General features: G+C 63.0%; 15 protein-coding genes. 8 read left to right on the forward strand and 7 right to left on the reverse strand.

What is annotated here, in order from left to right; all coding sequences use genetic code 11:
* Positions 1–135: 135 nt before the first annotated feature.
* Both PLU72_13300 and PLU72_13305 read left to right on the forward strand, forming a co-directional pair.
* A complete protein-coding gene (locus tag PLU72_13300; GenBank protein ID HOT29155.1) occupies positions 136–1,488 on the forward strand; it encodes a radical SAM protein in 1,353 nt (450 codons plus the stop codon).
* On the forward strand, positions 1,485–2,834 hold the full coding sequence (locus PLU72_13305; GenBank protein HOT29156.1) for a radical SAM protein: 1,350 nt from the start codon (positions 1,485–1,487) through the stop codon (positions 2,832–2,834). The genes PLU72_13300 and PLU72_13305 overlap by 4 nt, the downstream gene beginning before the upstream one ends.
* Positions 2,835–3,035: 201 nt before the next feature.
* On the opposite strand, the gene PLU72_13310 is transcribed toward PLU72_13305, so the two are convergent.
* Positions 3,036–4,556 carry a phosphatidylserine/phosphatidylglycerophosphate/cardiolipin synthase family protein gene (locus PLU72_13310; protein ID HOT29157.1) on the reverse strand — a complete coding sequence of 507 codons (1,521 nt, stop codon included), beginning with the start codon at positions 4,554–4,556 and terminating at the stop codon, positions 3,036–3,038.
* A gap of 100 nt (positions 4,557–4,656) precedes the next feature.
* The gene (locus PLU72_13315) at positions 4,657–6,981 is read right to left on the reverse strand and encodes a two-component regulator propeller domain-containing protein (protein HOT29158.1); all 2,325 of its coding nucleotides are present in this window, start codon (positions 6,979–6,981) and stop codon (positions 4,657–4,659) included.
* A gap of 322 nt (positions 6,982–7,303) precedes the next feature.
* Between PLU72_13315 and PLU72_13320 the strand changes: the two genes are divergently transcribed.
* The gene (locus PLU72_13320; protein HOT29159.1) at positions 7,304–9,409 is read left to right on the forward strand and encodes a glutamine synthetase III; all 2,106 of its coding nucleotides are present in this window, start codon (positions 7,304–7,306) and stop codon (positions 9,407–9,409) included.
* Between the two features lie 98 nt (positions 9,410–9,507).
* On the opposite strand, the gene PLU72_13325 is transcribed toward PLU72_13320, so the two are convergent.
* Positions 9,508–10,896, reverse strand: a complete 1,389-nt coding sequence (locus PLU72_13325; GenBank protein ID HOT29160.1) for an aminopeptidase P family protein — start codon at positions 10,894–10,896, stop codon at positions 9,508–9,510.
* A gap of 135 nt (positions 10,897–11,031) precedes the next feature.
* Between PLU72_13325 and PLU72_13330 the strand changes: the two genes are divergently transcribed.
* Positions 11,032–11,832: an EFR1 family ferrodoxin gene (locus PLU72_13330; GenBank protein HOT29161.1), complete on the forward strand. Its 801-nt coding sequence runs from the start codon at positions 11,032–11,034 to the stop codon at positions 11,830–11,832.
* Here PLU72_13330 and PLU72_13335 read toward each other — a convergent pair.
* Entirely contained in the window at positions 11,829–13,151 is a 1,323-nt protein-coding gene (locus PLU72_13335; protein HOT29162.1) for a response regulator, read from the reverse strand. The genes PLU72_13330 and PLU72_13335 overlap by 4 nt on opposite strands.
* Positions 13,152–13,361: 210 nt before the next feature.
* Here PLU72_13335 and PLU72_13340 point away from each other — a divergent pair, with 210 nt between their 5' ends.
* Together PLU72_13340 and PLU72_13345 are read left to right on the forward strand one after the other, a co-directional pair.
* Entirely contained in the window at positions 13,362–14,207 is an 846-nt protein-coding gene (locus PLU72_13340; GenBank protein ID HOT29163.1) for an adenylate/guanylate cyclase domain-containing protein, read from the forward strand.
* Positions 14,197–15,018 (forward strand): MBL fold metallo-hydrolase, encoded by an 822-nt coding sequence (locus tag PLU72_13345; GenBank protein ID HOT29164.1) that lies wholly within the window; start codon positions 14,197–14,199, stop codon positions 15,016–15,018. Before PLU72_13340 ends, PLU72_13345 begins: the two co-directional genes overlap by 11 nt.
* A gap of 4 nt (positions 15,019–15,022) precedes the next feature.
* Here the strand turns inward: PLU72_13345 and PLU72_13350 are convergent, their stop codons facing one another.
* Positions 15,023–15,484, reverse strand: coding sequence for a hypothetical protein (locus PLU72_13350; protein ID HOT29165.1), 462 nt, complete (start codon positions 15,482–15,484; stop codon positions 15,023–15,025).
* A 219-nt stretch (positions 15,485–15,703) separates the two neighbouring features.
* Here PLU72_13350 and PLU72_13355 point away from each other — a divergent pair, with 219 nt between their 5' ends.
* Positions 15,704–18,298 (forward strand): SIS domain-containing protein, encoded by a 2,595-nt coding sequence (locus PLU72_13355; protein HOT29166.1) that lies wholly within the window; start codon positions 15,704–15,706, stop codon positions 18,296–18,298.
* A gap of 8 nt (positions 18,299–18,306) precedes the next feature.
* Positions 18,307–18,660, forward strand: coding sequence for an STAS domain-containing protein (locus PLU72_13360; GenBank protein HOT29167.1), 354 nt, complete (start codon positions 18,307–18,309; stop codon positions 18,658–18,660).
* A 180-nt stretch (positions 18,661–18,840) separates the two neighbouring features.
* On the opposite strand, the gene PLU72_13365 is transcribed toward PLU72_13360, so the two are convergent.
* Complete coding sequence (locus PLU72_13365) at positions 18,841–20,001, reverse strand: hypothetical protein (protein HOT29168.1); 1,161 nt, start codon at positions 19,999–20,001, stop codon at positions 18,841–18,843.
* 20 nt (positions 20,002–20,021) lie between these two features.
* Positions 20,022–21,164 carry a M23 family metallopeptidase gene (locus PLU72_13370; protein ID HOT29169.1) on the reverse strand — a complete coding sequence of 381 codons (1,143 nt, stop codon included), beginning with the start codon at positions 21,162–21,164 and terminating at the stop codon, positions 20,022–20,024.
* Between the last annotated feature and the right edge of the window lie 239 nt (positions 21,165–21,403).

Consider the following 21,403-nt stretch of genomic DNA (forward strand, 5'->3'; position numbering starts at 1 on the left):
TGTCTCCAGAAACGGTACCGCAAGTGCGTCATGCGGCTTGAGAATCAAAGTGAGAATCGATAATTGGCTTTCCGCGAGCATCGGCATGATGTATTCTCAGAAGGCTTTGAATACCCCCCCCTGTACAGGAATCATGTGAACATAGCCCTCATCAAGCCCTCGCTCGGCGAACGCCGCGGGCACCCCTACCGGACTCCGGCCGTTCTCGAGCCTCTCGTGTTCGGCCTGATCGCCGGGGCGACCCCGCCGGGCGTCGAACTGCGGCTGATCGACGAGCGGCTGGAGGACGTGCCTTTCGGGGAAACGTTCGATGTGGTCGCGATCACCGTCGAAACCTTCACGGCGCGCCGTTCCTACCAGATCGCCCAGGGCTTCCGGCAGCGGGGCGTCAAAGTCATCCTGGGGGGCTTCCATCCCACCCTGGTGCCGGAAGAGGCCTCCCGATATGCCGATTCCATCGCGATCGGAGAAGTCGAGGCGGTCTGGCCCCGCGTGATCGCCGACCTGGCGAGAAAACGCCTGGAATCGCGGTATCAGCCCGAAACAACCGACGTTTCCGGCGCTTTTCGGATCGACCGGAGCATCTTCCGGGGAAAAGCCTACCTCCCGCTGGCGCTCGTGGAAACGAGCCGCGGATGCGCCTTCGACTGCGATTTCTGTTCCGTCCGCCGGTTCTACGGGAAAGACGTGCGCTTTCGCCCGGTTCCCGAGCTGGTCGATGAACTGGAACGCCTGCAGCGCCGGTTCGTCTTCTTCGCGGACGACAACATCGCCGCTTCCCCGGCGCACGCGCGCCGCGTGTTTCAGGCCATACGCCCCCTGGGCCTGCGCTGGGTCAGCCAGGCCAGCCTCTCCTCGGCGGCCGATCCGGGGTTTCTCGATGAAATGGCCGCCAGCGGCTGTTTTGCGGTCATCATCGGGATCGAGTCGCTGTCTCCGGCGAACCTCAGGCGCATGAACAAGGACTGGAGCCTGGCTCTGGGCCGCCTGGAAACGCTCCTGGACGAGTTCCGGGCGCGGGGAATCCTTGTCTACGCCACGTTCGTGTTCGGATACGACGACGACACCCCGCAATCCATGCGCGAAACCGTCGAGTTCGCCATGGACCGGCGGCTGTTTCTCGCCAATTTCAACATGCTGTATCCCTTCCCCGGAACCCGCGTCTACGAAAGCCTGCTCGGACAGGGCCGCCTGCTTCACCCGCGCTGGTGGCTGACTCCCGGTTTCCGATGGGAACGGCCCGCCTTCGTTCCCCGTGGAATGACCGTCGATGAGCTGGCGGACGGGGTTGCCGGGGCCCGCCGGCGGTTTCACAGCCTGGGAAGCATCCTGCGCCGGGGCCGGGACCTGCAGGCCAACCTGGCGGATCCTTTCCGGGCGCTGGTGTATCTGGCCGGAAACCTCGTTTCCCGCCTCGACATTCGCGGGAAGACGGGGCTTCGGCTGGGGTTTTCCTCGCCCGACCTCATCGAAGGAAGCGCGCCGTGAAGGTCACGTTCATCAAACCGAACATGGGCCTGGTCCGCGGCCGCCCCTATCTCGACCGCGGGCGGATGGAGCCCCTGACCTTCGCGGTGCTGGCCGGGCAGCTGTCTCCCGACGTCGAGTGCGTTCTGTACGATGACCGGTTCGAGAAGATTCCCTACGAGGAACACACCGACCTGGTCTGCCTGAACGTCGAGATCTACACGGCGCGTCGCTCGTACGAGATCGCCGCGCGGTACCGGGCGCAGGGCGTGAACGTGGTCATGGGCGGCTTCCACGTCTCGATGATTCCCGAGGAGGCCGCCGCTCATGCCGATGCGATCATGATCGGCGACGCCGAGGGGGTCTTCCCGCAACTCGTGGCCGACGCCGCGGCCGGGCGGCTGCAGCGGGTCTACCAGGGTTTCTTCCCCCCGATGCTCGAAGGGCTCAGGACGCGCTGGGACCTGTTCGATGGAAAGAGCTACCTGCCTCTCCGGCTGACCCAGTTCAGCCGCGGCTGTCTGAACCACTGCCGGTTCTGCGCGACCGGGTCGCTGTACAAGCGCTCCCACTGCCATCGCCCTCCGGCCGAGGTGGTCGCCGAGCTGGCCGAACAGCCCAATCCCTTTTTGTTCTTCGTCGACGATAATATCATTGGCGATATAGATGCCGCGAAGGAGCTGTTCCGCCTGCTGATTCCCTTGCGCTGCCGCTGGGTCGGACAGGGAAGCCTGAACTTCACCGAGGATCCCGAGTTGATGGACCTGATGAAGCGGAGCGGTTGCGCCGGGCTGGTGGTCGGGTTCGAGTCGGTGAGCCCCGAAAACCTGCACCTGATGGGCAAAAACTGCAACCTCCAGCTGGAGGGGTACGAGCCGGCGATACGAAAGATCAGGGAGATCGGATTCCAGCTCTGGGCCGCGTTCCTGATCGGCTACGACCACGACGACCAGGCTTCGATCCGCCGGACCGTCCAGTGGGCCATCGACCAGAAGTTCTGCTTCGCCGCCTTCAACATCCTCAGCCCCTACCCGGGAACGCCGCTCTATGAGGAGATGCAGGCCCAGGGGCGGCTTCTGTATGACAAATGGTGGCTCGACGACCGGTATCATTTCGGGGACTGCGTCTTCCGCCCCGCCCGGATGACGCCCGACGAGCTGACCGAGGCCTGTTTCTGGATGCGCCGGCGGTTCAACAACCCGTTCACGATCATGCGCCGGGCCTTCGATTTCAAGACCAACATGAAGGACCTGTGGAGCGCGATCACCTACTTTTCCTACAACCCGCTTTTCAGGCGGGAACTCTTCAAGAAACACGGCATGGTGCTGGGCTATCGCCACAAAGCCGGACGTATTGATTCCTTCTAATCGAAAGCCAATGTGCTGGCTCCGTTCGTGCTAAGCCTGTCAAAGCACGAATGCTCTCGCCCCCTTCGGCAGACTCAGGGCAGGCTTCGACAAGCTCAGGGCGAACGGGTGGTTTTCATTTTTGGAGGACTCAAGACGCCCGGCCGAAAGCAGACCGCCCCGGCCTGCGGGGCCGGGGCGGTCGGTGAATCAACCGGGGGATCAGATCAGCGGGCGGAGCCAGTTGAGGCGCATCAGCAGCTTGAGGCGGTCGAGCACCTTGGGGTCGGAGTGGCTTTCGGGCCCGAACAGCGTCTTGATCGAGCCGTCGGCCTGGACTTCGATCTGGTACTGGTGCGAGTTGCGCATGTCTTCCTCGATGCGCTTGGCGACCTGGGTCGCGAAGGGCTTCGACTTGATGACGGCGACTTCCTCGGAGTTGATCTGCTCGCTTACATAGTCCATGTTATACGTGCCGACGACGGCGACGGAGCGGTCGAACACGAACACCTTCGAGTGGAGCTTGTTCTGCAGTTTGTAGGCGAAAATCTGGACGTTGGGCATCTTCTTGAGAATCTGGCGCCAGTCGCCCAGGAACATCGCCTGCGTCAGGAGACTGTCGGAGCTCATCGGCGAGTTCGTCTGGATGATGATCTTCACGCCGCGGTCGTTGGCGCGCTGCAGGGCCGCTTCGGCCTCGGGCGTGAGAACGACGTAGGGGTTCTGGATGATGATCTCACGCTTCGACGAATCCATGAGGGCCGTCAGGTTGAAGGTGATCTCGTTTTTGAACCCGGTGCGGGAGTGCTTGTCGAGCAGGCGGACGGGCCAGGCGTGCTCGCCCTGGAACAGGCGGAAACTCGCGTAGCCGACGAGGCGCGGATACAGCTTGAGTTCGGCGTTCACGGCGCCGACCAGCGAACGGGTCTCGGAGGAGAACTTTTCGGGGTTCTTCAGCTCGAAGAGGCCGCTTCCCATCATGAACCGGCGCATCGCCTGGTAGGCGATATCGAGGTGGCGGTGCATGTCGTCGATGTTCCCGAGCGCGTCTCCGCCGATGGTGAAGTTGCTGCCGCTCTTGAACTCGGACTCGAAGGCCTCGCGCGCCTGCTGGGCGACGAGCTTGCTGCGGATGACGACGTCGGTGTCGCGATACACGGTCGGAACGTCCTGCGGGTCGACGAAGTAGTTCATCGAGATGTTGCGGCCGCCGGTGATCAGGTATTCGCCGTCCACGAGCAGGATCTTGTCATGGTTGCTGGCGGTGATCTTGCGGATGTCGTCGAACGCGGCGAGCAGTTTCGAACTGACGGGGTTGTAGACGCGGATCGTCACGTTCTTGAACTTTGCCAGTTCCTGCAGGATATCCTGGCCGAAGAACTTGCGGGCGAGGCCCTTGGTGCCGCGCGCGTCGACCATGAGGCGGATCTCGACGCCTTCGCGGGCCTTTTTCAGGAGCATGCCGAGCATGCTCTTGCCGAAAATATCAGGCTCGACGATGAAATACGTCGTGTCGATCGAGCGTTTCGCGTTCTCCATGATGTTCCAGCGGGCATACCACGCGGTGACGTTCTCGGGCAGGAAGCGGACGAGCGCCTTCTGGTCGACGTCGGCCGTCATGCGGTCGAAGCACTCCTCGACGTTGGCGGACGGCACCGGCTGGGGCCTGGCGGCCTGCGCCGAACCGACGCAAACCAGCACCAGAGCGAGAAGAACGAAGAACATTCGGGTCATTTTTTCCATGAAAATTACCTCCGGAGGAAAAAATACGGATGTACCGACGTCTCAGGGACTTCGTCCATTTTACCATGGCGAGAGGGGCGTCGTGGGGAGAATTGTCGAATCACCGCAGGCGCAGTCGGCGCACGCGGATATTGGTGGAGAGCCAGAGAAACTCGTCATCGATGTACATCGACCGGACGCCGGGGACTTTCCATTTGTCCCAGACGAGCCCGTCGAAAAAGTGGAGGGACGACCCGTCGATTTCGAGTTCGAGCAGGACTTTTTTCCCGTCGCGCGTGATGACGTTGGGGGGCTGATCGGAACCATTCGCAAGGGAATCAATCTCCATCCTGTCGGCGAGCTGGTCGTTGGCGACCCAGATGCCGACCGGTTGTCCCGTTTTGGCGGGAACCACGCCGATGGCGGTGATGTGATCAGAGTCGAAGCCGACCCGCATTCCGGAATAGCTGGAAACGCGCATGTCATCGTGAACCCGCAACAGGCCGGTTTTTGTTCCCAGCCAGAGATTCCCCTGCGAATCGCCGGCCAGGCAGGTGAACGAGGGGTTGCCGGGCAGGATGAGGGGATCGAAGGATGTTTCGTTCCACACGGTGACGGCTTTCGGATGCATGAGGACGGTCAATGGGTTCCCGCCCGGGTTCCACGTCGTGAAGCCGGTGACCGTGGTTTCGACAAGCCCCTCGAGCGTGCCGTACTTTTTCCAGTCGTAGGCTTTCGGATCGTTCTCGATACAGGACGGATTGGTCAGGACATAGAAGCCATCACCCTCGGTGCCGACGAAGAGCCTGCCGTTGTGATGCCACACGGACAGCAGCTTGCAATCGCCCCATGGAATCGATCCCGTAAAGTAATCCCATTGCGGCTTTTCACGGCGCTCTTCGTCGTCCCGCGACCTGGGCGGCAGAGGAATCATGCGCAGGCGCGCGAACACCTTTTTTTCGAAGATCATGAAGACGTGATTTTCCGGGGTGACGGTCATGCAGGTGATGTCGTCGGAATAGATCGGCAGATCCTCCGCCTTGTCGACGAAATAGCGGGTGGAATACATCTGCCATGCTCGTTCTCCGGGGCGCTGCGTCGGGGCGCCTCCGGGCGTGGTGTTGTCTTCGCCGGCCAGGAGAGAGGTGAACGTCCAGTCGGAATCGACGCTTCCCGTCACTTCGGGGTTGTCGTGCAGCATGCCCTGGAACAGTCCGCTGGCGCTGATGAAGCGTGACAGCCCATGCTGGTGGGAAAACCACATGTCCGTGGACCGGAGAATCTGGTTGAAACGAATCATGGCGGCCTTGAGCGGAGGCATGGGGAAAAGGGTTTTGAAGTTCCTGCTGCCGATTCCCTGCTTGGCGAACTCGTCGTACTGGTGGCTGGTCAGGGGCACGATGACGAGTCCCTGGTCGGTGCAGACAACAAGCCGTTGCTGCAGCGGATACAAACGCAGAATGGTCGCCGACAGCAGACGGCTGTTTCCGGGAAGATACTGGGTCCATTCGCCGTTTCGACGGCGCCACAACCCGTGGTTTTTGGTTCCCACCCAGATCGTCCTGTCCCCGAGGAAGGCGCGGAGTGTCCGTTCTTCCTCGCTGATCGTTTCCGACGGCTTGTACTCTTGTTTTTCGTCGAAGGCGGCCAGCGCGGTCAGCCATGCCGCCGGCTCGGGGAAGGCCATGCTCTGCAGAAGCCTGCCGTCCTTGATCAGGGCCATCTCACCGGACGACACCGCCAGGATATGCTGGGAATCCTGCCCTCCCTTGAAAAGCCAGAATGCCTCGACCCAATCCGACATCAGGCCCTGCTCGCGGGAGAGGATGGTCTGGCTGGACCCCATCACTTCGACCATGCCCTCGCCAAGCGTGGAAAACCAGCCGCGACTGGTATCCAGCATCCCGAGCCCGCTGACGCCGACCGACCGGATCTTGAGGCTGTCGTCGGGCGCGTTGGCATCGTAATTGACCGCGACGAACGAGGCCTTGCCGGACGACGGCACGGCGGCGCGGGCCACGAACCCGCCGAAACAGCCGACGAAGATCCAGTCACCGACGATCTGAAGCCGCTGGACATCGACGTTGGGAAGCCTGTCCCCGGCCCCGTAGACCAGCACCCGCTGCGACTGGATGTTGATCAGGCCGCGCGCCGTAGCCGCCCAGAGATTGCCGTTGCGGTCATAGCCGAGATCCCGGACCTCGCAGGAGGCGACCTCGTCGGGAAGGGGGACGACCGTCCAAAGACAGGAATCGCCGCTGAAAACGGCGATTCCATTGTCGGTGCCCACCGCCATCTGGTTCTTCTTGACCGCGAAAGACAGCACCCGTTGCCCCGGCAACCCCGAGTCGACGGTGTATGTCTGCCAGGTCGACGCGCACGCCAGCGCCGGGCAGAAGAGAACAACGGCCACGGCACGGGCCAAAAGCAGGAATATCCGACTCACAAACCAGTTTCCTCTCTCTCGCGGGTTTTCACGCGGCGGTGTCGACTGCCGCTTCGAAGGATACCATGGCCGGTTCGCGTCTTCCTCCTGATGCAAAGATACAGGGAAAGGAACGATAAATATCAAGTTATATAAATAATCCCGCGCGTCTTTCTCATGAAAAATCATGAGCGTCTGTGCTGAAAATGAACAATTTGTCGTTTTGAGGAGTAAATTTCATACAATTTCAGCAAATTGCCTCAAAACAGCTTGACGAATGACCGATGATCCGTAAAATCGAGGCATCGGTGCGATTCACATTCCGGCCATCCAGGAGAAGCAGATGTCAGGCATCAACAGGTATTTCGGCGAACTGACCTTCAACCGTTCCGTCATGCGCGAGAAGCTCAACCGCGCGGCGTATGAAAAACTTCAGGCGACGATTCAGAGCGGAACGCCGCTCGACGAGTCGATCGCCGACGAAGTCGCGCACGCGATGAAGGAGTGGGCGATCGGCAACGGGGCGACCCATTTCACCCACTGGTTCCAGCCCCAGCGCGGCGGCACCGCCGAGAAGCACGATGCCTTCATCAGCTACGGCGAGAACGGCGAGTTGATCGAGCGGTTCTCGGCCAAGCAGCTGATCCAGTCTGAACCTGACGCCTCGTCGTTCCCGTCGGGCGGCATCCGATCGACGTTCGAAGCCCGCGGCTACACCGCCTGGGATCCGACCTCGCCGGCCTTCCTCCAGGAAACCGGTGAAACCCGGACGCTCGTCGTTCCCTCGGTTTTCCTCTCCTGGACCGGCGACGTGCTCGACCTGAAAACGCCCTTCCTTCGGTCGATGCGCGCGCTGAACGACACGAACATCCGCCTCCAGCGGCTTCTGGGAAACCGTCTGGCGAAGAAAACCATCGTCTATACGGGGCCCGAGCAGGAGTATTTCGTCGTCTCCCGCAAACTCTTCGAAACCCGGCCCGATCTGCGCATCTGCGGTCGCACGCTGTTCGGCGCGGCCCCCGCGAAGGGCCAGCAGATGGAGGACCATTACTTCGGCTCGATCCACCGCAAGATGCTGAAATTCATGGAAGACCTCGATCGGGAACTGTACCGGCGCGGCATTCCCTCGAAGACCCGCCACAACGAGGTGTCGCCGAACCAGTTCGAGCTGGCGCCGCTGTTCGAAGAGGCGAACCTCGCCATCGACCACAACCTCCAGGTGATGGACATCATGAAGCACGTCGCCATGCGGCACGATTTCGTCGTCCTGCTGCACGAGAAGCCCTTCGCTGGCGTCAACGGCTCGGGCAAGCACGTGAACTGGTCGATCGGCGATTCCACCGGAGCGAACTACCTCGAGCCGTCCGCCTCGCCTCTCAAGAACATCACCTTCCTCCTCACGCTGGGAGCAATGATGATCGGCGTCGACATGTACGGCGGACTCCTCCGCGCAAGCGTGGCGGACGCCGGCAACGATCACCGCCTCGGGGCGAACGAGGCTCCGCCCGCCATCATGTCGATCTATCTCGGTGAATATCTAACACAACTCGTCGACGAGATCGCCGGCATGGGCAAGCTGAACGAGCAGACCATGGCCCACATCAACATGGGCGTGCGCAACCTGCCGCGCGTCACGCGCGACTACTCCGACAGGAACCGCACCTCGCCCATCGCGTTCACCGGCAACAAGTTTGAATTCCGCGCCGTCGGCTCGTCGCAGAACTGCTCCGAGGCGGTCACGTCGCTGAACCTGGCCGTCACGTACGGGTTCTACACCATCGAGAAGCGGCTGGCGGCCCTCAAGAGCCCCCGCGACATCAAGGAACGGGCGATCACCGTGCTGAGGGACGTCTTCCGGGAAACGCGCCGCGTGCGGTTCGAGGGAAACGGGTATTCGAGCCAGTGGCACGCCGAAGCCGCGAAGCGCTGCCTGCCCAATGCCCGGAACACCCCCGAGGCCGTCAAGGTGTATCTCGAGAAGAGCGTCGGCGAGCTGATGGACAGAACGCACGTCCTCACCGCCCGCGAGCTTCACGCCAAGGTCGAGGTGAAGCTCGAGACCTACGTGAAGACGAAGGAGATCGAATACAAGACCGCCGTCAACATGGCCCGCACCCTGATCCTGCCAGCTCTCACCCGGCAGATCACCGCGACCGCCGGCGCCGCCGGCGCCGTCAAGGCGGCCGGCCTCACGTCAAAAAAGTTGATCGAAGAGACGAAGCGGTTCGAAAAGCTCTTCTCGGAGATCCAGGACCGTGCCGATGCTCTCGAAAGCGTCATCGAAGCTGCATCCGGGAAGAAAAACTCCCACGAACACGCCGACTTCCTCGCCTGTGACGGCGAAAAGGCGCTCGGCGAGCTTCGAGCCTGCGTCGACCGGGCGGAGCAGACGGTCGCCGCCGAGTTCTGGCCGATGGCCAAATACCAGGAACTCCTCACCGTCCTGTAGCCGATCGTCGTGCCGTTCGCCCCCCCCTCATCCCCATGCGCACGTAGGGGCGGGTTTCAAACCCGCCCCTGCAGACGATTTGCGATATATTCTGGCCGCTATTGTGCGAGGGCGGATTCGATCTGGGCGACGGTTTTGGGGATGGCCGGGCCGAGGACGCGGCGGCCGTCGGGAGTGATGAGCACGTCGTCCTCGATGCGGATGCCGCCGAAGCCGGCGTAGCGCTCGACGGCGGCGTAGTCGATGAACGCGGCGTGTTTCGCTTCCTTCTTCCAGACCGCGATCAGCGTCGGGATGAAGTAGATGCCGGGCTCGACGGTCATCACGTGGCCGACCTCGAGCCGCCGCGCGAAACGCAGGTAGGCGAGGCCGAACTGGTCGCTTCGCACGTGCTCCTCGTCGTATCCGACGTAGGTTTCACCGAGTCCTTCCATGTCATGCACGTCGAGGCCGAGCGCGTGACCGAGTCCGTGCGGGAAGAACAGCGCGTGCGCGCCGGCGGCGACGGCGGCGGCCGGATCGCCCCGCATGAGGCCGACAGCCGTCAGGCCCTCGGCGATGACCTTCGCGGCCGACAGGTGGACGTCTCGGTACGAAACGCCCGGCCGCATCATCTCGATCGCCTTTGTCTGTGCCGCCAGAACGATCTCGTAGATCTCCTTCTGCCGCGGCTCGAACCGGCCTGATACCGGGAACGTCCGGGTGATGTCGCTCGCGTAGCAGAGCGGCGACTCGGCGCCCGAGTCGACGAGCAGCAGATCGCCGGCCTTCATGCGGTTCCCGTGGTGATGGTTGTGAAGCGTCTCGCCCCGGATCGACAGGATCGTCGGAAACGACGTGCGCGAGCCCGCGGCGAGAACCACGCCTTCGGCGGCGCCGACCAGTTCCTGCTCGATCGTGTCGGGGCGCAGCAGCTGCAGGATCTTCCCGTACATCGCACCGCTGATCTCGAGGGCCGCCTCGATCTGGGCGACTTCCTCGGGGCTTTTCACGATACGTTGGGCGACGACCGCCCGGATGAATTCCGCCGACGCATACGAGCTCAGGCGCGAAGCCGCGATGCCGAGCAGGCGCTCGAGCTGGAGCTTCGTTTCGGCGCGATACGGGGGCAGGAAACGGATCGGCCGTTTCGCGCACAGGGCCGCGGCGAGATACCCCTCGAGCGCGGCGAGCGGCTCGGTTTCCGTCACGCCGGCCGAGGCCGCGCGGACGGAAAGAGGCGCGCACGGCCCCATCCAGATCTCGTCGTCGAGGGTGATGTCGTCCCCGAACACGATCTCCCGGCCGAGATCGAGATCGACGACCGCGAACAGGCCCGGCTCGGCGAGCCCCCAGTAGTAGAGGAAGGAACTGTCCTGCCGGAACGCATACGTGTTGGCCGCGTAGTTCATCGGCGTCCCGCCGTTTCCCGGGAAAAGCAGAAGACCGTTGCCGAAGCGTGCGCGCAGCTCTCTGCGCCGGGCCGAGTAGGTGGCGGCTGGGAACATGTTCTCATTTCCTCCGTGTGCGGGCATGGGCTGCCCGGTGGGTTGGTTCCATGTTACCCTACCGTTCGCACGGATCACAACGTTCGCATGAAATAATACAAATAATACTATACTAATGCGGCTCGAGGTGCGGTCATGAACGATATCATCTGGTATTTTACGGGAACCGGAAATTCCCTCGCTGCCGCCCGGCGGGCGGCGACGGCCCTCGGAGGCGATGTCGAGTTGAAGCCTATCGCCTCAGCCCCGGCCGGCGCGGTCGAGATCGCCGCGGCCAGGCTCGGCTTCGTTTTCCCGGTCTACTCGTTCGGGCTTCCCCGCGTCGTGAAGGAGTTCGTCGAGCGCATCGGCTCGATCAGGGCCGACCGCGTGTTCGCGATCGCGACCTGCGGAAGCGCTTCCGGAGGAACGCTCGCCCAGTTGCGAAAACTGCTGGAAACGAAAGGCGCGCGTCTCGACGCCGCCGCCGCGGTCGTCTACCCGGGAAACTGCATTCCCCTGCATGCCGCGCCCACGGAAGAACAGTGCAAAAAGATGATCTCCGCGGGGAACGAGGCCGTCGACAACTTCATGGCGGACGTCACGGCCGGCCGCCAACGGCCGCCCGGCTTCTTTGCCGGTGTCAACGAGGTGCTGTTCCGGCCGATGTATGCAGGGTTCCTGTCATCCGTGCGGCGGAGCGACCGGTTTCTGAAGGCCGAAGAGACATGCACCCGGTGCGGGGTGTGCATGAAAATCTGCCCGGTGGGGAACATCGCGGTGGGGCCCGACGGACGGCCCATCTGGGGCGGCCGGTGCGAAGCCTGTTACGCCTGCCTGAACTTCTGCCCCGTCGAGGCGATCCAGTACGGCTGGCTGACGCGCGGCCGGCGGCGCTACCGGCATCCGGACGTGACGCCGTCCGATCTCGCAGCCCAATCGGGAAAAAAGGCTTAGCTCACGCTTTCCGGCCGGCTCTCTTCGTCGCCGAGGAGTTTCTTGAGGATTTGCGACAGTTCGAGGATGCCGTAGGGCTTGGGCAGGGTCGCGAGCCGGTCGTCGCGCGGGAATTTCCGGGCGATCTCTTCCGCGCCGAGGCCGCTCGCGATGATGACCGGCAGGTTGTCCGTCATGTGGCGTATCTCGACGAAAGCTTCTTCCCCGGTCATGTTCGGCATCAGCAGATCGAGAATGACGATGCGGATCTCCTCGCTGAAACGCTTGCACAAATGAACCGCCTCCAGGCCGTCCGAGGCCGTGAGAACCTTGAAGCCGATCCGCTCGAGGATCTGCTTTCCGACGATGCGGATCGTTTCCTCGTCATCGACCAGAAGGACGGTTCCCCGGCCCTGCCAGGTGGGCGCAAGCGGTTTCGGAGCCGGCTGTTTCGGGGGTTCGGCGGGCCTGTGCTCCGGCGGCGTTCCCGACGGGGCGGGAGACGCTTCCGCGAGGGGAATGCGGCGGCAGATCTGCGCGGCCTTTCTTGCCGCCTCGTGAATCGTGTTCAACTGCTCGTAGATCGAGGTGCTGGCCGGAAGCGTGAGCTGAAGGATCTCGGTGTTGCCGACGATCGCCGCCAGCAGATTGTTCAACTCGTGGGAGGTGGCGGGATCCATGCCGTGGACTTCACCGATGCGCCTGGCGATGCGCAACGCCTCGATGCGCTGGCGGAACATCTCCTCGGCCCGATGCCTCGATTTTCGCGTGTGGAGGGGCATGTGGAAGGGATTATGCGAGAACTCCCCTTCGAACCAGAGCAGGCGGTGCGAATCCATGGCCGAGACCAGAACGCCTTTCGTATGGCAGGTGACGGGGTAGAAGCAGACGATGCGCGCTTTTCCCGTCAGGATGAGGTCGCACAGCGTCGCTTCGAGGGCGCGCATGGCGGCCGGCTTCCGGTGAACGGAACTCCAGGCCGGAAGCACCAGCACGAGGGGCGGTTCCGCGTGCGGCCTGATGTTGAAAACGGCCGTCACGGTCTCCGTCAGGTTTTTGCCCGTCGAGGTTTCGAGCCATCGCAGCCGGCCGTCGGCCGTCGCCGCACGGTGGTCGATGCATCGGAAGTCGAGGCGCTCCCGGAGCGCTTTTGCGTGTTTTTCGCTGACGCAGCAGATCGTGCAACGATTGCGACAAAGCGCATCGACGACGCCGTCCGCCATCAGCTCGATGCTCTGGCTCACTTCGGGGGTGAGGACGCCGACATGCGTCCGTTCGGTTATTTTCTCCCAGGGAATGGTGAACCTTCGGGCCGAACCGGGCACATGATCTGCACCCATGGACGTAACCCTGTGGTGAGAGGCTCCCGTGGCCGCATGTGTCGACTAGGCCTGCTGCTGTGCGGCCCTTGCGGTACAAATTCCTCCCCACGCCCTTCTGATTTAAGCATAGCCATAAATGCCGGGGTGGTCAAGAATGCCTGTCTCATGGGTGTTGCGCTCGATCCCGCCGGCGCGTTACCATGACGATGTGAGAGGAACCCCGTACACATGCCGAAAGATACGAACAAAAACAATCTGATCAGTTGTCTGCTCGATCCCTCGGCTTCCGAATCGCCTGCCACCGGCGTCCTGGGAAGGGAGCTCCTTGGGTCGTTCGCCGGTCTCGAGGATGCGGCCATCCAGAAGCGCCTGCTGACGTCGGTGATCGAGAAATACGTCCTTCTCGAGCGCCGGGTCGATCAGCTGCTGAAGAACACGCTCCCGGAAGTGGTCGCCGAAGAGATCAAGACCCGGGGGGAATACGCCCCGCGCGAGTTCGACGTGACGATCCTGTTCATGGACTGCGCGGGCTTCACCAAGCTGGCCGAAAAGATTCCCGCCCAGACCCTCATCTCGTGCCTTCACGGCCTGTTCAGCGGCATCGACGTCCGCGTCGAGGCGCATGGCGGCACCAAGGTGAAAACGATCGGCGACGCCTACATGGCGGTGTTCGGAGCGCCCCAGCCGCTGGCCGACCATGCCGCCCGGGCCGTCGAGGCGGCGATCGATTCCCTCGAGTTCATGAACGAGTTCAACAGGACGATTCCCGAGCCGTTCCACCTCCGCGTCGGCATCCACTCCGGGCCGGTGATGGGCGGTGTCGTGGGCCGCGACCGCATGCAGTTCGACGTGTTCGGCGACAACGTCAACATCGCGTCGCGGTTCGAGTCGTCGGGCGAGAAGGGGCGCATCAACGTCTCCGAATCGACCTGGCGGCTTTCGAAAGACCGGTTCACCTGGCAGGAGCGCGGGGAGATTTCCCTCAAGAACAAGGCGCCGATGAAGGCCTACTTCGTCACCGGCAGGTCGGACAAACATTCGGAAGGAATGAGCGAGGCCGCGTATGTCAAATGAATTGAGATTCGAGCGCCCGATTCGCGTTGCCGAGGGCATTTTCTGGATTGGCGTGTATGACAGCGAAACCGAACTGCACTGCAACCCCTACCTGGTGAAGGGGGAAAAGGGCGTCGCCATCATCGACAGCGGCAGCCGGCCCGATTTCGCCGGGGTGATGATGAAGGTTCTGCAGACCGGGGTTCACCCGGGAGACATCACGGCGCTGATCTACCAGCATTACGACCCCGACCTGTGCGGCTCGCTGCCCAATTTCCTCGATCTCTGCACGAACCCCGGGCTGCGCATCTATTCGAAGCATGCAAGCAACGTGTTCATCAGGCATTATGTCGAGAAAACGTTCCACGGGAAGTTTGCCGATATCAGCGATTCAGACTCGCTCGACCTGGGGGATCGGAAGCTGAGGTTCATCGGAACGCCGTATGCCCATGCGCCCGGCAGTTTCGCCACCCTCGACGAGCGCACCGGGACCCTGTTCACGAGCGACCTGTTCGGAAGCTACCGGTACGACTGGGACCTCTTTCTCGAGCTCGACGAAAAATGCTTCGTCTGTTCGGATTACACGAGCTGCCCGAACAAGAAGGCCGAGACGGACTGCCCGTTCCCCGACATGCTCTCGTTCCACAAGGGAATCATGCCGTCGGAACGGGCGCTGCGACTGGCCATCAGCCGCGTCAGGAAGGTGAACGCGTCGATTCTCGCGCCGCAGCATGGCAGCATCCTGCGTTCGCCGCGCGTCATCTCCCACGTGATGAACGTTCTGGAAAAACTCGACGGCGTCGGCATCGACGGGATCCCAGACGAGGGCTGAAACCTCAGATTGTTCGCAGGATTTCCCTCAGCGACGAGCGGTGAGACGTGGTTTCGTCCTGGAGTTTCGACAACAGGGCCTGAAACCGCTCCTCCCTCGTGATGAACGCCTTGGTCAACTCGGATTCGATGAGCGAGTTTTCCGTGTCCATCATGTGCTGGACCACGTAACGCGGATTCGCGGTTCTGGCGCGAATCTCGACGGTCAGTTTCCGGACGTCGGCGGTCATCAGGCGGAGGGTCTGGATGAAAAACCGCCCCTGAGACCAGGACTGGTGCGATTCATCGATCGCGCGCCGGATCTGCCGAAACACCTCGGCATGCGCCTCTTCCTGGTTCTTGAGGCTTTCCCAGACGTTTCTGAACGCAGGCAGAAAATCGATGCAGGCTTCGTAGAGGCCCGCGAGCGCCAGTTCGTTCTCGATGAAACCGTCTGCCAACTCGAGCAGCGTTTCCTTCTCTCCCATCGTCATCCCTCCCGTGACTGCAGCAGTCACTGAACTCATCTGAACATTCTCAGAAAACGCGCGTTTTGTCAAAGCCCCGTTCGTCCTTCGACAAGCTCAGGATGAACGGGACTTTCCACCCTGCGCGCCGGGCGAGGGGAGGAAAATGGAATACTTGGCAGGGAGGATGAGACGGGAGTATTCTCTCGGCAAAATCTGCTCGAAGGAAAGGGAAATCGGATGTGCGGCGTCATCGGACTGAGTTTTGAACGTGAACACGCGAAGATGGGCGGCATGGCCGCCAGGCTGCTCAGGATGCTCGAATACCGCGGATACGACTCGACCGGGGGCATTGTGCAGGACGCGAAGGGAACAACCGTGCTGCGCAAGGACGTCGGGGCGCCGAGCGACGTGGTCGTCCGGCTCGGCATCGACAAGCTGCCCGGCCTGCTGTTCTGCGGCCAGGTGCGCTGGGCCACGTTCGGGGCCGTCACGAAAGAGAACGCCCAGCCGCACGAGATGCGGTGCAAGCTGCACTTCTACGGCGCCCACAACGGCAACATCACGAACTGCGAACGGCTCAAGGAGTGGCTGCGCCGCGAAGGCCACGACGTGAAGAGCGACAACGACGGCGAGATGCTCGTCCACACGATCGAGCACTTCTTCGCCCTCGAACTCCAGTACAAGAACGCCGACGACATGGCGGTGCGCGAGGCGGCCCTGCGCGCGGCCGTGCTGCACGCGGCGAAGCAGGTGACCGGCTCGTTCGCCTCGGTCGTCGTCGATCCCGTCAGCCGCATCATGATCGCGATCAAGGCCGGAAGCAGCCTCTACATCGGCATCGGCCACGACCAGGAGATCGGGAACTTCACGCTCGCCTCGTCGGACCTCGCGTCGGTTCTGCAGATGACGCGCATCCTCGTGCCGATCCGCGAGAACGAGTTCGCCGTGTTCGGCCCCGGCGCCGAGCCTGTGCTGTATGACCTGCGCGGCGGCAAGCGCCTGAAGCGCGCTTCCCAGCGCAGCCTGCTGAAGGTCGAGGAGACTCGCCTCCAGCCGCCGTACACGTATTTCATGGAGCAGGAGATCGCCAGCCAGGTCCAGACGACCCGGCGGCTGCTGACCCTGTACGCCGGCGGAAACGCCATCACCCGGCGCGTGCGCGAGCGAAAAGACGAGGCGGCGCTGCTGGCGCGGCTCAAGGAGGTCGTCTCACGGCTCGCCGGCATCACGGATTCGGAACAGTTTCGGGAAAAGGCCGCCGCGCTTCTCGACTCGGCCGACCTGGCGAAGCTGAACCGCCTCGTCGAGGCCGATCCGCCCGCCGAATGCGACACCGGCTTCGAGTCGTCCTATGGCAGCCTGCTCGACGAGCTGCGCGACATCGGCGGAACCGGCCGGCGCAACCTGCCCCTGCTGCTCAAGATGATCGACGCGACGTTCGACCTCGACGACATCGACGACGTGGATGCGCGTATCCGAACCTTTTTACGCATGGTGTCGGGCGCGGCGGAAAAAGGCGGCACGATCTACATCCTCGCCTGCGGAAGCTCGTTCCACGCGGCGAAAACCGCGCCGATCTTCTTCAACGAGATCTGCGGTCTGCCGGTGATTCCCCTGCTTCCCGGCGAGTTCCGCGCCCAGTGCACGCGCTCCCTGCGGCCGACCGACCTGATCATCGGCATCAGTCAGAGCGGCGAAACGAAGGACCTGATCGACGTGTTCAACATGGTCGAGCAGAACTACCCGACCGTGAAACGCGTCTGCATCCTCAACAACACCAACTCGACGCTGGGCCAGGAAAAGTCCGACCTGTGCATCCCGCTCTTCTGCGGCCCCGAGATCGCCGTGCCCGCGACGAAGAGTTTCATCAACCAGCTGATGGTCCTGCTGATTCTCGCCGTCCGCCTCCAGGAACACCGCCAGGGCCGCCGGAAGCCCGCGGCGAAGCGCGGTGGTAAAAAAGCTGAAAGTATAGAATCGGGAGTGGAATGGCGCGACGCGATGGAGCGGATTCCCGGCCTGATCGACCGGACGATCAAGACCACGTCGCGCGAGATCGAACTCGTCGCCCAGGAGGTTCACCAGGCGCCGAGCATGCACATTCTCGCCACGCGCCTGCTCGGCATCGCCAAGGAAGGCGCGCTCAAGATCCGCGAGATCGTTCTCAACCACACCGAGGGGTTCGAGGCGTCCGAGTTCAAGCACGGTCCGAACACGATTCTCGGCGTGAACACCGTCTTCGGCCTCGGCAATGTGCGCGGCCTGCTCGAGACGTTCGGCCAGGCCGTGCATCGCATCGCCGAGGACCCGGATGGCCGCAACCTCGACGCGCGCGCCCTTGGCCGCCTGTTCGACTCGGTGGCGGCATACGCGTTCGACGACAAGCCGCCGAAGCTGGCGAGCGCGGTCGAGGAGCGGCTGTTCAAGGACGTGTTCGCGAAACACGACTTTTTCGGCAGCATGTACGGCAACTACCCGCTGCTGTTCATCACCGGCCCGGCCGAGCTGGACGTGAACCTCACGATCTCGCAGATCAACACCCACAAGATCCGGGGTGCCGACGTGTTCATGATCGCCGAGGACGACGAGCGCCTGCGGGAAGCCGTCTCGATCGCGCCGGCGGCGTCGAATATATATCGACATGGATATATAACACTCCCGCGCGCCGGAAACCCGCTGATGACGATCTTCTCCGCGACGGTCGTGCTTCAGCTCCTCGCGTTCCGCATGAGCCTGCACAAGATGGAGATGATGAACCGCCTCGAGATCGAAGGCCACGGCGTCCATCCCGACGTTCCGAAGAACGTCAGCAAGTCGATCACCGTCGACTAGGCGCGGCCATGATCCATCACCAGGAGACCCGGGACGGCGTTTCCGTCACGTTCCTGCAGGGCGTGCTCGATCTTCAGACGTCCCGGGATTTCACCGCCCTGTTCGACGATTTCCAGAAGAAGGGGTGCCGGAACATCGTTCTGGATCTCGCCGACGTCTCGTTCATCGACAGTCAGTCCCTCTCCCTGATCATCACGCAGGCCATCCAGGCCAGGGAGGAAGGAGGGAACATCAGATTCTCCAGGGTTCCGCCGCGGCTCATGCGTGTTTTCGAGCTGGTGGGGCTTCATGATGTGCTCGAGTTCTTCGACGATGTCGATTCGGCCGTGCAGGCGTTTTCGCGGTCCTCCCCGGAATATTGAGTCCTGCATATCAAAAACCAGCTTCGTGTCTCCGTTCGTGCTGAGCTTGTCGAAGCACGAACAGCCACTTGCCGATGATTCCTCATTTCGCCCTTCGACAGGATCAGGGCGAACGGGTGGCTTTCATTCTGCAGGAATCAATGAGTGATGGCGCCTGTCCCGGGCCTGGCAAACCCGGGATCAGGGCAGGTCGGCGGCGAAGATGCCGATGCCGGCGGACGTCTGTCGGAGGGCGAGCAGGTTCGCCGTGCCGCCATGGTCGATCAGCACGCAGGAGCGCCTGCCGGCGAGGTCGAACGAGAGATCGGGCAGAACGGAGGCCATTCGGAGGGCCCCGGCGCGGTACCGGAGAACGCGGCTCCAGGCCGGATGGTCGGCGTCGCCCGTTCCCTCGGAGACGAGCACGACGAGCTCGTTTCCCGATCCCGCGGTTCCGACGGCTCTGGCATCGAGAGGGAGCCGTCCGGATGTGGGCGTGTAGGTGAAGAGCGGCGATTCGCGGCCGGAACCGGGATCGACGGCGACGGCCCGGACCCGTTTCTCGTCGGTGAACAGGCGGACGAACTTCCCGCCCAGCCAGACCGGCTCGATGGTGCCGTCGATCTCGGCCAGCACCTCGCCGGCGGGGCCGAAGAGAAAACTGCGGTTCGCGCCGGCGTCGGAGACGGCGAACCGGCCGTCGGGAAGCGCGAACAGATGCCGGATGTATCTGAACAGGCGCCGCTCGCCGACGAGGCCGATCGTCGCCGCGTGACGGAAGGCCCGGAACAGATACACCGCCTGCCGGCTGTTGTCGGCCAGCGCGAGACCTTCGTTGCCGAGCACGGCCGCATCGGCCGTCTCGATGAGGCCGGGGGACCGGTCGCGGGAGAACAGCGTCAGTCGCCCGCTCGCCGGATCGAGAGCGGAAATCTGCCTCTCCCGCGGCTCGAGAAGGAACGGTTCGCCGCCGGCCGAGACGAGCAGGCCCGGGGATTTCGCAGCCTCCTCGGGCCCTGTCTGAGCGTGAGCCGTATCCGGAAGCGAGACAACGGGCTTCCAGTCGATGGCATCGGCGGGTCTCCGCGTCTCGAGGTCTGCCAGCACCCCGTCCGGATCGGCCAGGTCGGGTTCGGCCTCGACCGTCGGCTTCGGAGACGGCGCGGGGGGTGTCTGCGCGGCGGGCGGCGGGGCCGCCGGCCGGTCGGGAAGCTTCGTCACCGCCGATGCGACGGCGCCGCCCCGTTTCTCGCGCAGCGCCCGGAGCTTCTCCGCCAGACTCGAGCCGACCTCGGCTCCCGACGCGGAACAGGACGATACAATCGTCACGATGAAAAGAGCGAATGAAATATATTTATACATATTTATAATTCCCGGGGGGCTCATTGGCCGGAAAGATATGCCGCCGACCCCGTGAGGAGAGGCTTCGGATCGACGGGACGGCCGGTCTCGACATCGCGCCGGACCTCGAAATGGAGGTGGGGGCCGGTCGAAACGCCGGTGTTGTTGCACAGCCCGATCCGGTCGCCGCGGCCCACCACGGTTCCGGGGGGGATGCGCCCCTCGCGCCGGAGATGGCCGTACCGGCTGTAGAACACGCCGGCGTCAAGATCGTGGCGCAGGACGACCATATACCCGTATCCGCCGTTCCAGTCGCTGCGCACGACCCGGCCGGGACCGGCCGCCGCGACGGGCCAGCCGTCGCAGCCGGCGCCGGCGAGGTCGATGCCATCGTGAGGGCGCAGCCTGCCGGTTTTCGGATGCCGCCGCATGCCCATCGCCGAGGTTGTCGTGACGCCCTTTCCCGACGGGGCCCGCAGCGGGTTGATGCCGCCGAACTCCTGGTCGAGCGTTTTGAGCTTCTCCTCGATATCGGCTTTCGTGGCGGGTTCGTCGCGGTCCGGCCGGGTGCCGATGTTCGCGAGCGCCTCGAGGAGATCCTCGCGGATGAGCTGCTTGAGCGCGCGCACCTTCTCCGGGTCCTTGATGCGCCGGGCGAGCTCCTCGCGGGCCACGGCGAGCAGGTAGGCATACCGGCCCCGCTTTGGCGTGCTGCCGAATCGCCTCGAGAGATCGACGAGCGTCCCGTAGGTTTCGACGGCCCGGCGAAGACCCTCGAGTTGGCCATCGGAAACCTCCTTTCCGCGGAGTCCCTGGATGCTCTTCCACAGGTCGGTGAACGCGTCGAGACGGAGGGCCGTTTCGAACGTGCCCAGATCCTTCAGATCGACGGATTTGACGGCGGCCTCGAGCTGCAGGATGCGCCTGATCGTCTCGCGACGGTCCGGCCGGTCGAGCTGCAGGAGCGGGATGAGAAAGGCGTTTTTCCCGAGCAGTCTCGACAGGACGGCCTCGACGTCGGCATCGCCGATGACGCGCGCGGCCTGTTCCACCCGGAAGGAGAGATCTTCCGGGCTGTAGATGAGATCCGGGCCCGAGGCGGCGGCGGGGACACCCTGGAACACGATCCAGAGAGACCAGACGATAAAATATAACGAATAATATTTTATAAAAAGGCGTTTCACCGGCTTGCGTCCTCTCGTCGAATGACGTTGCGATCTGTCTCAGGCGATATTCTACCACATTCTCCGAGCCCTGGCTGTCGCGCAAGAACACGGGCGTTTCACGAAACGCCCCTACGCCATACGCGGTCGACCCTCCGATCGTAGGGGCGGTTCGTGAACCGCCCGAGCCACCAGCGTTACATCTGATGTCGAGGCGGGCGGGTTATAAACCCGCCCGCCTCGACATGCACGAACGTGTC

The organism is Candidatus Ozemobacteraceae bacterium, from assembly GCA_035373905.1.
GTDB lineage: Bacteria > Muiribacteriota > Ozemobacteria > Ozemobacterales > Ozemobacteraceae > MWAR01.

What these genes read in the sequence shown, in the direction of transcription:
- PLU72_13310 (HOT29157.1), bottom strand. Translation starts at nt 4,556, where the DNA reads ATGGAAAAAATGACCCGAATGTTCTTCGTTCTTCTCGCTCTGGTGCTG.
- PLU72_13320 (HOT29159.1), top strand. Translation starts at nt 7,304, where the DNA reads ATGTCAGGCATCAACAGGTATTTCGGCGAACTGACCTTCAACCGTTCC.
- PLU72_13325 (HOT29160.1), bottom strand. Translation starts at nt 10,896, where the DNA reads ATGTTCCCAGCCGCCACCTACTCGGCCCGGCGCAGAGAGCTGCGCGCA.
- PLU72_13330 (HOT29161.1), top strand. Translation starts at nt 11,032, where the DNA reads ATGAACGATATCATCTGGTATTTTACGGGAACCGGAAATTCCCTCGCT.
- PLU72_13335 (HOT29162.1), bottom strand. Translation starts at nt 13,151, where the DNA reads ATGGGTGCAGATCATGTGCCCGGTTCGGCCCGAAGGTTCACCATTCCC.
- PLU72_13340 (HOT29163.1), top strand. Translation starts at nt 13,362, where the DNA reads ATGCCGAAAGATACGAACAAAAACAATCTGATCAGTTGTCTGCTCGAT.
- PLU72_13345 (HOT29164.1), top strand. Translation starts at nt 14,197, where the DNA reads ATGTCAAATGAATTGAGATTCGAGCGCCCGATTCGCGTTGCCGAGGGC.
- PLU72_13350 (HOT29165.1), bottom strand. Translation starts at nt 15,484, where the DNA reads ATGGGAGAGAAGGAAACGCTGCTCGAGTTGGCAGACGGTTTCATCGAG.
- PLU72_13355 (HOT29166.1), top strand. Translation starts at nt 15,704, where the DNA reads ATGTGCGGCGTCATCGGACTGAGTTTTGAACGTGAACACGCGAAGATG.
- PLU72_13360 (HOT29167.1), top strand. Translation starts at nt 18,307, where the DNA reads ATGATCCATCACCAGGAGACCCGGGACGGCGTTTCCGTCACGTTCCTG.
- PLU72_13365 (HOT29168.1), bottom strand. Translation starts at nt 20,001, where the DNA reads ATGTATAAATATATTTCATTCGCTCTTTTCATCGTGACGATTGTATCG.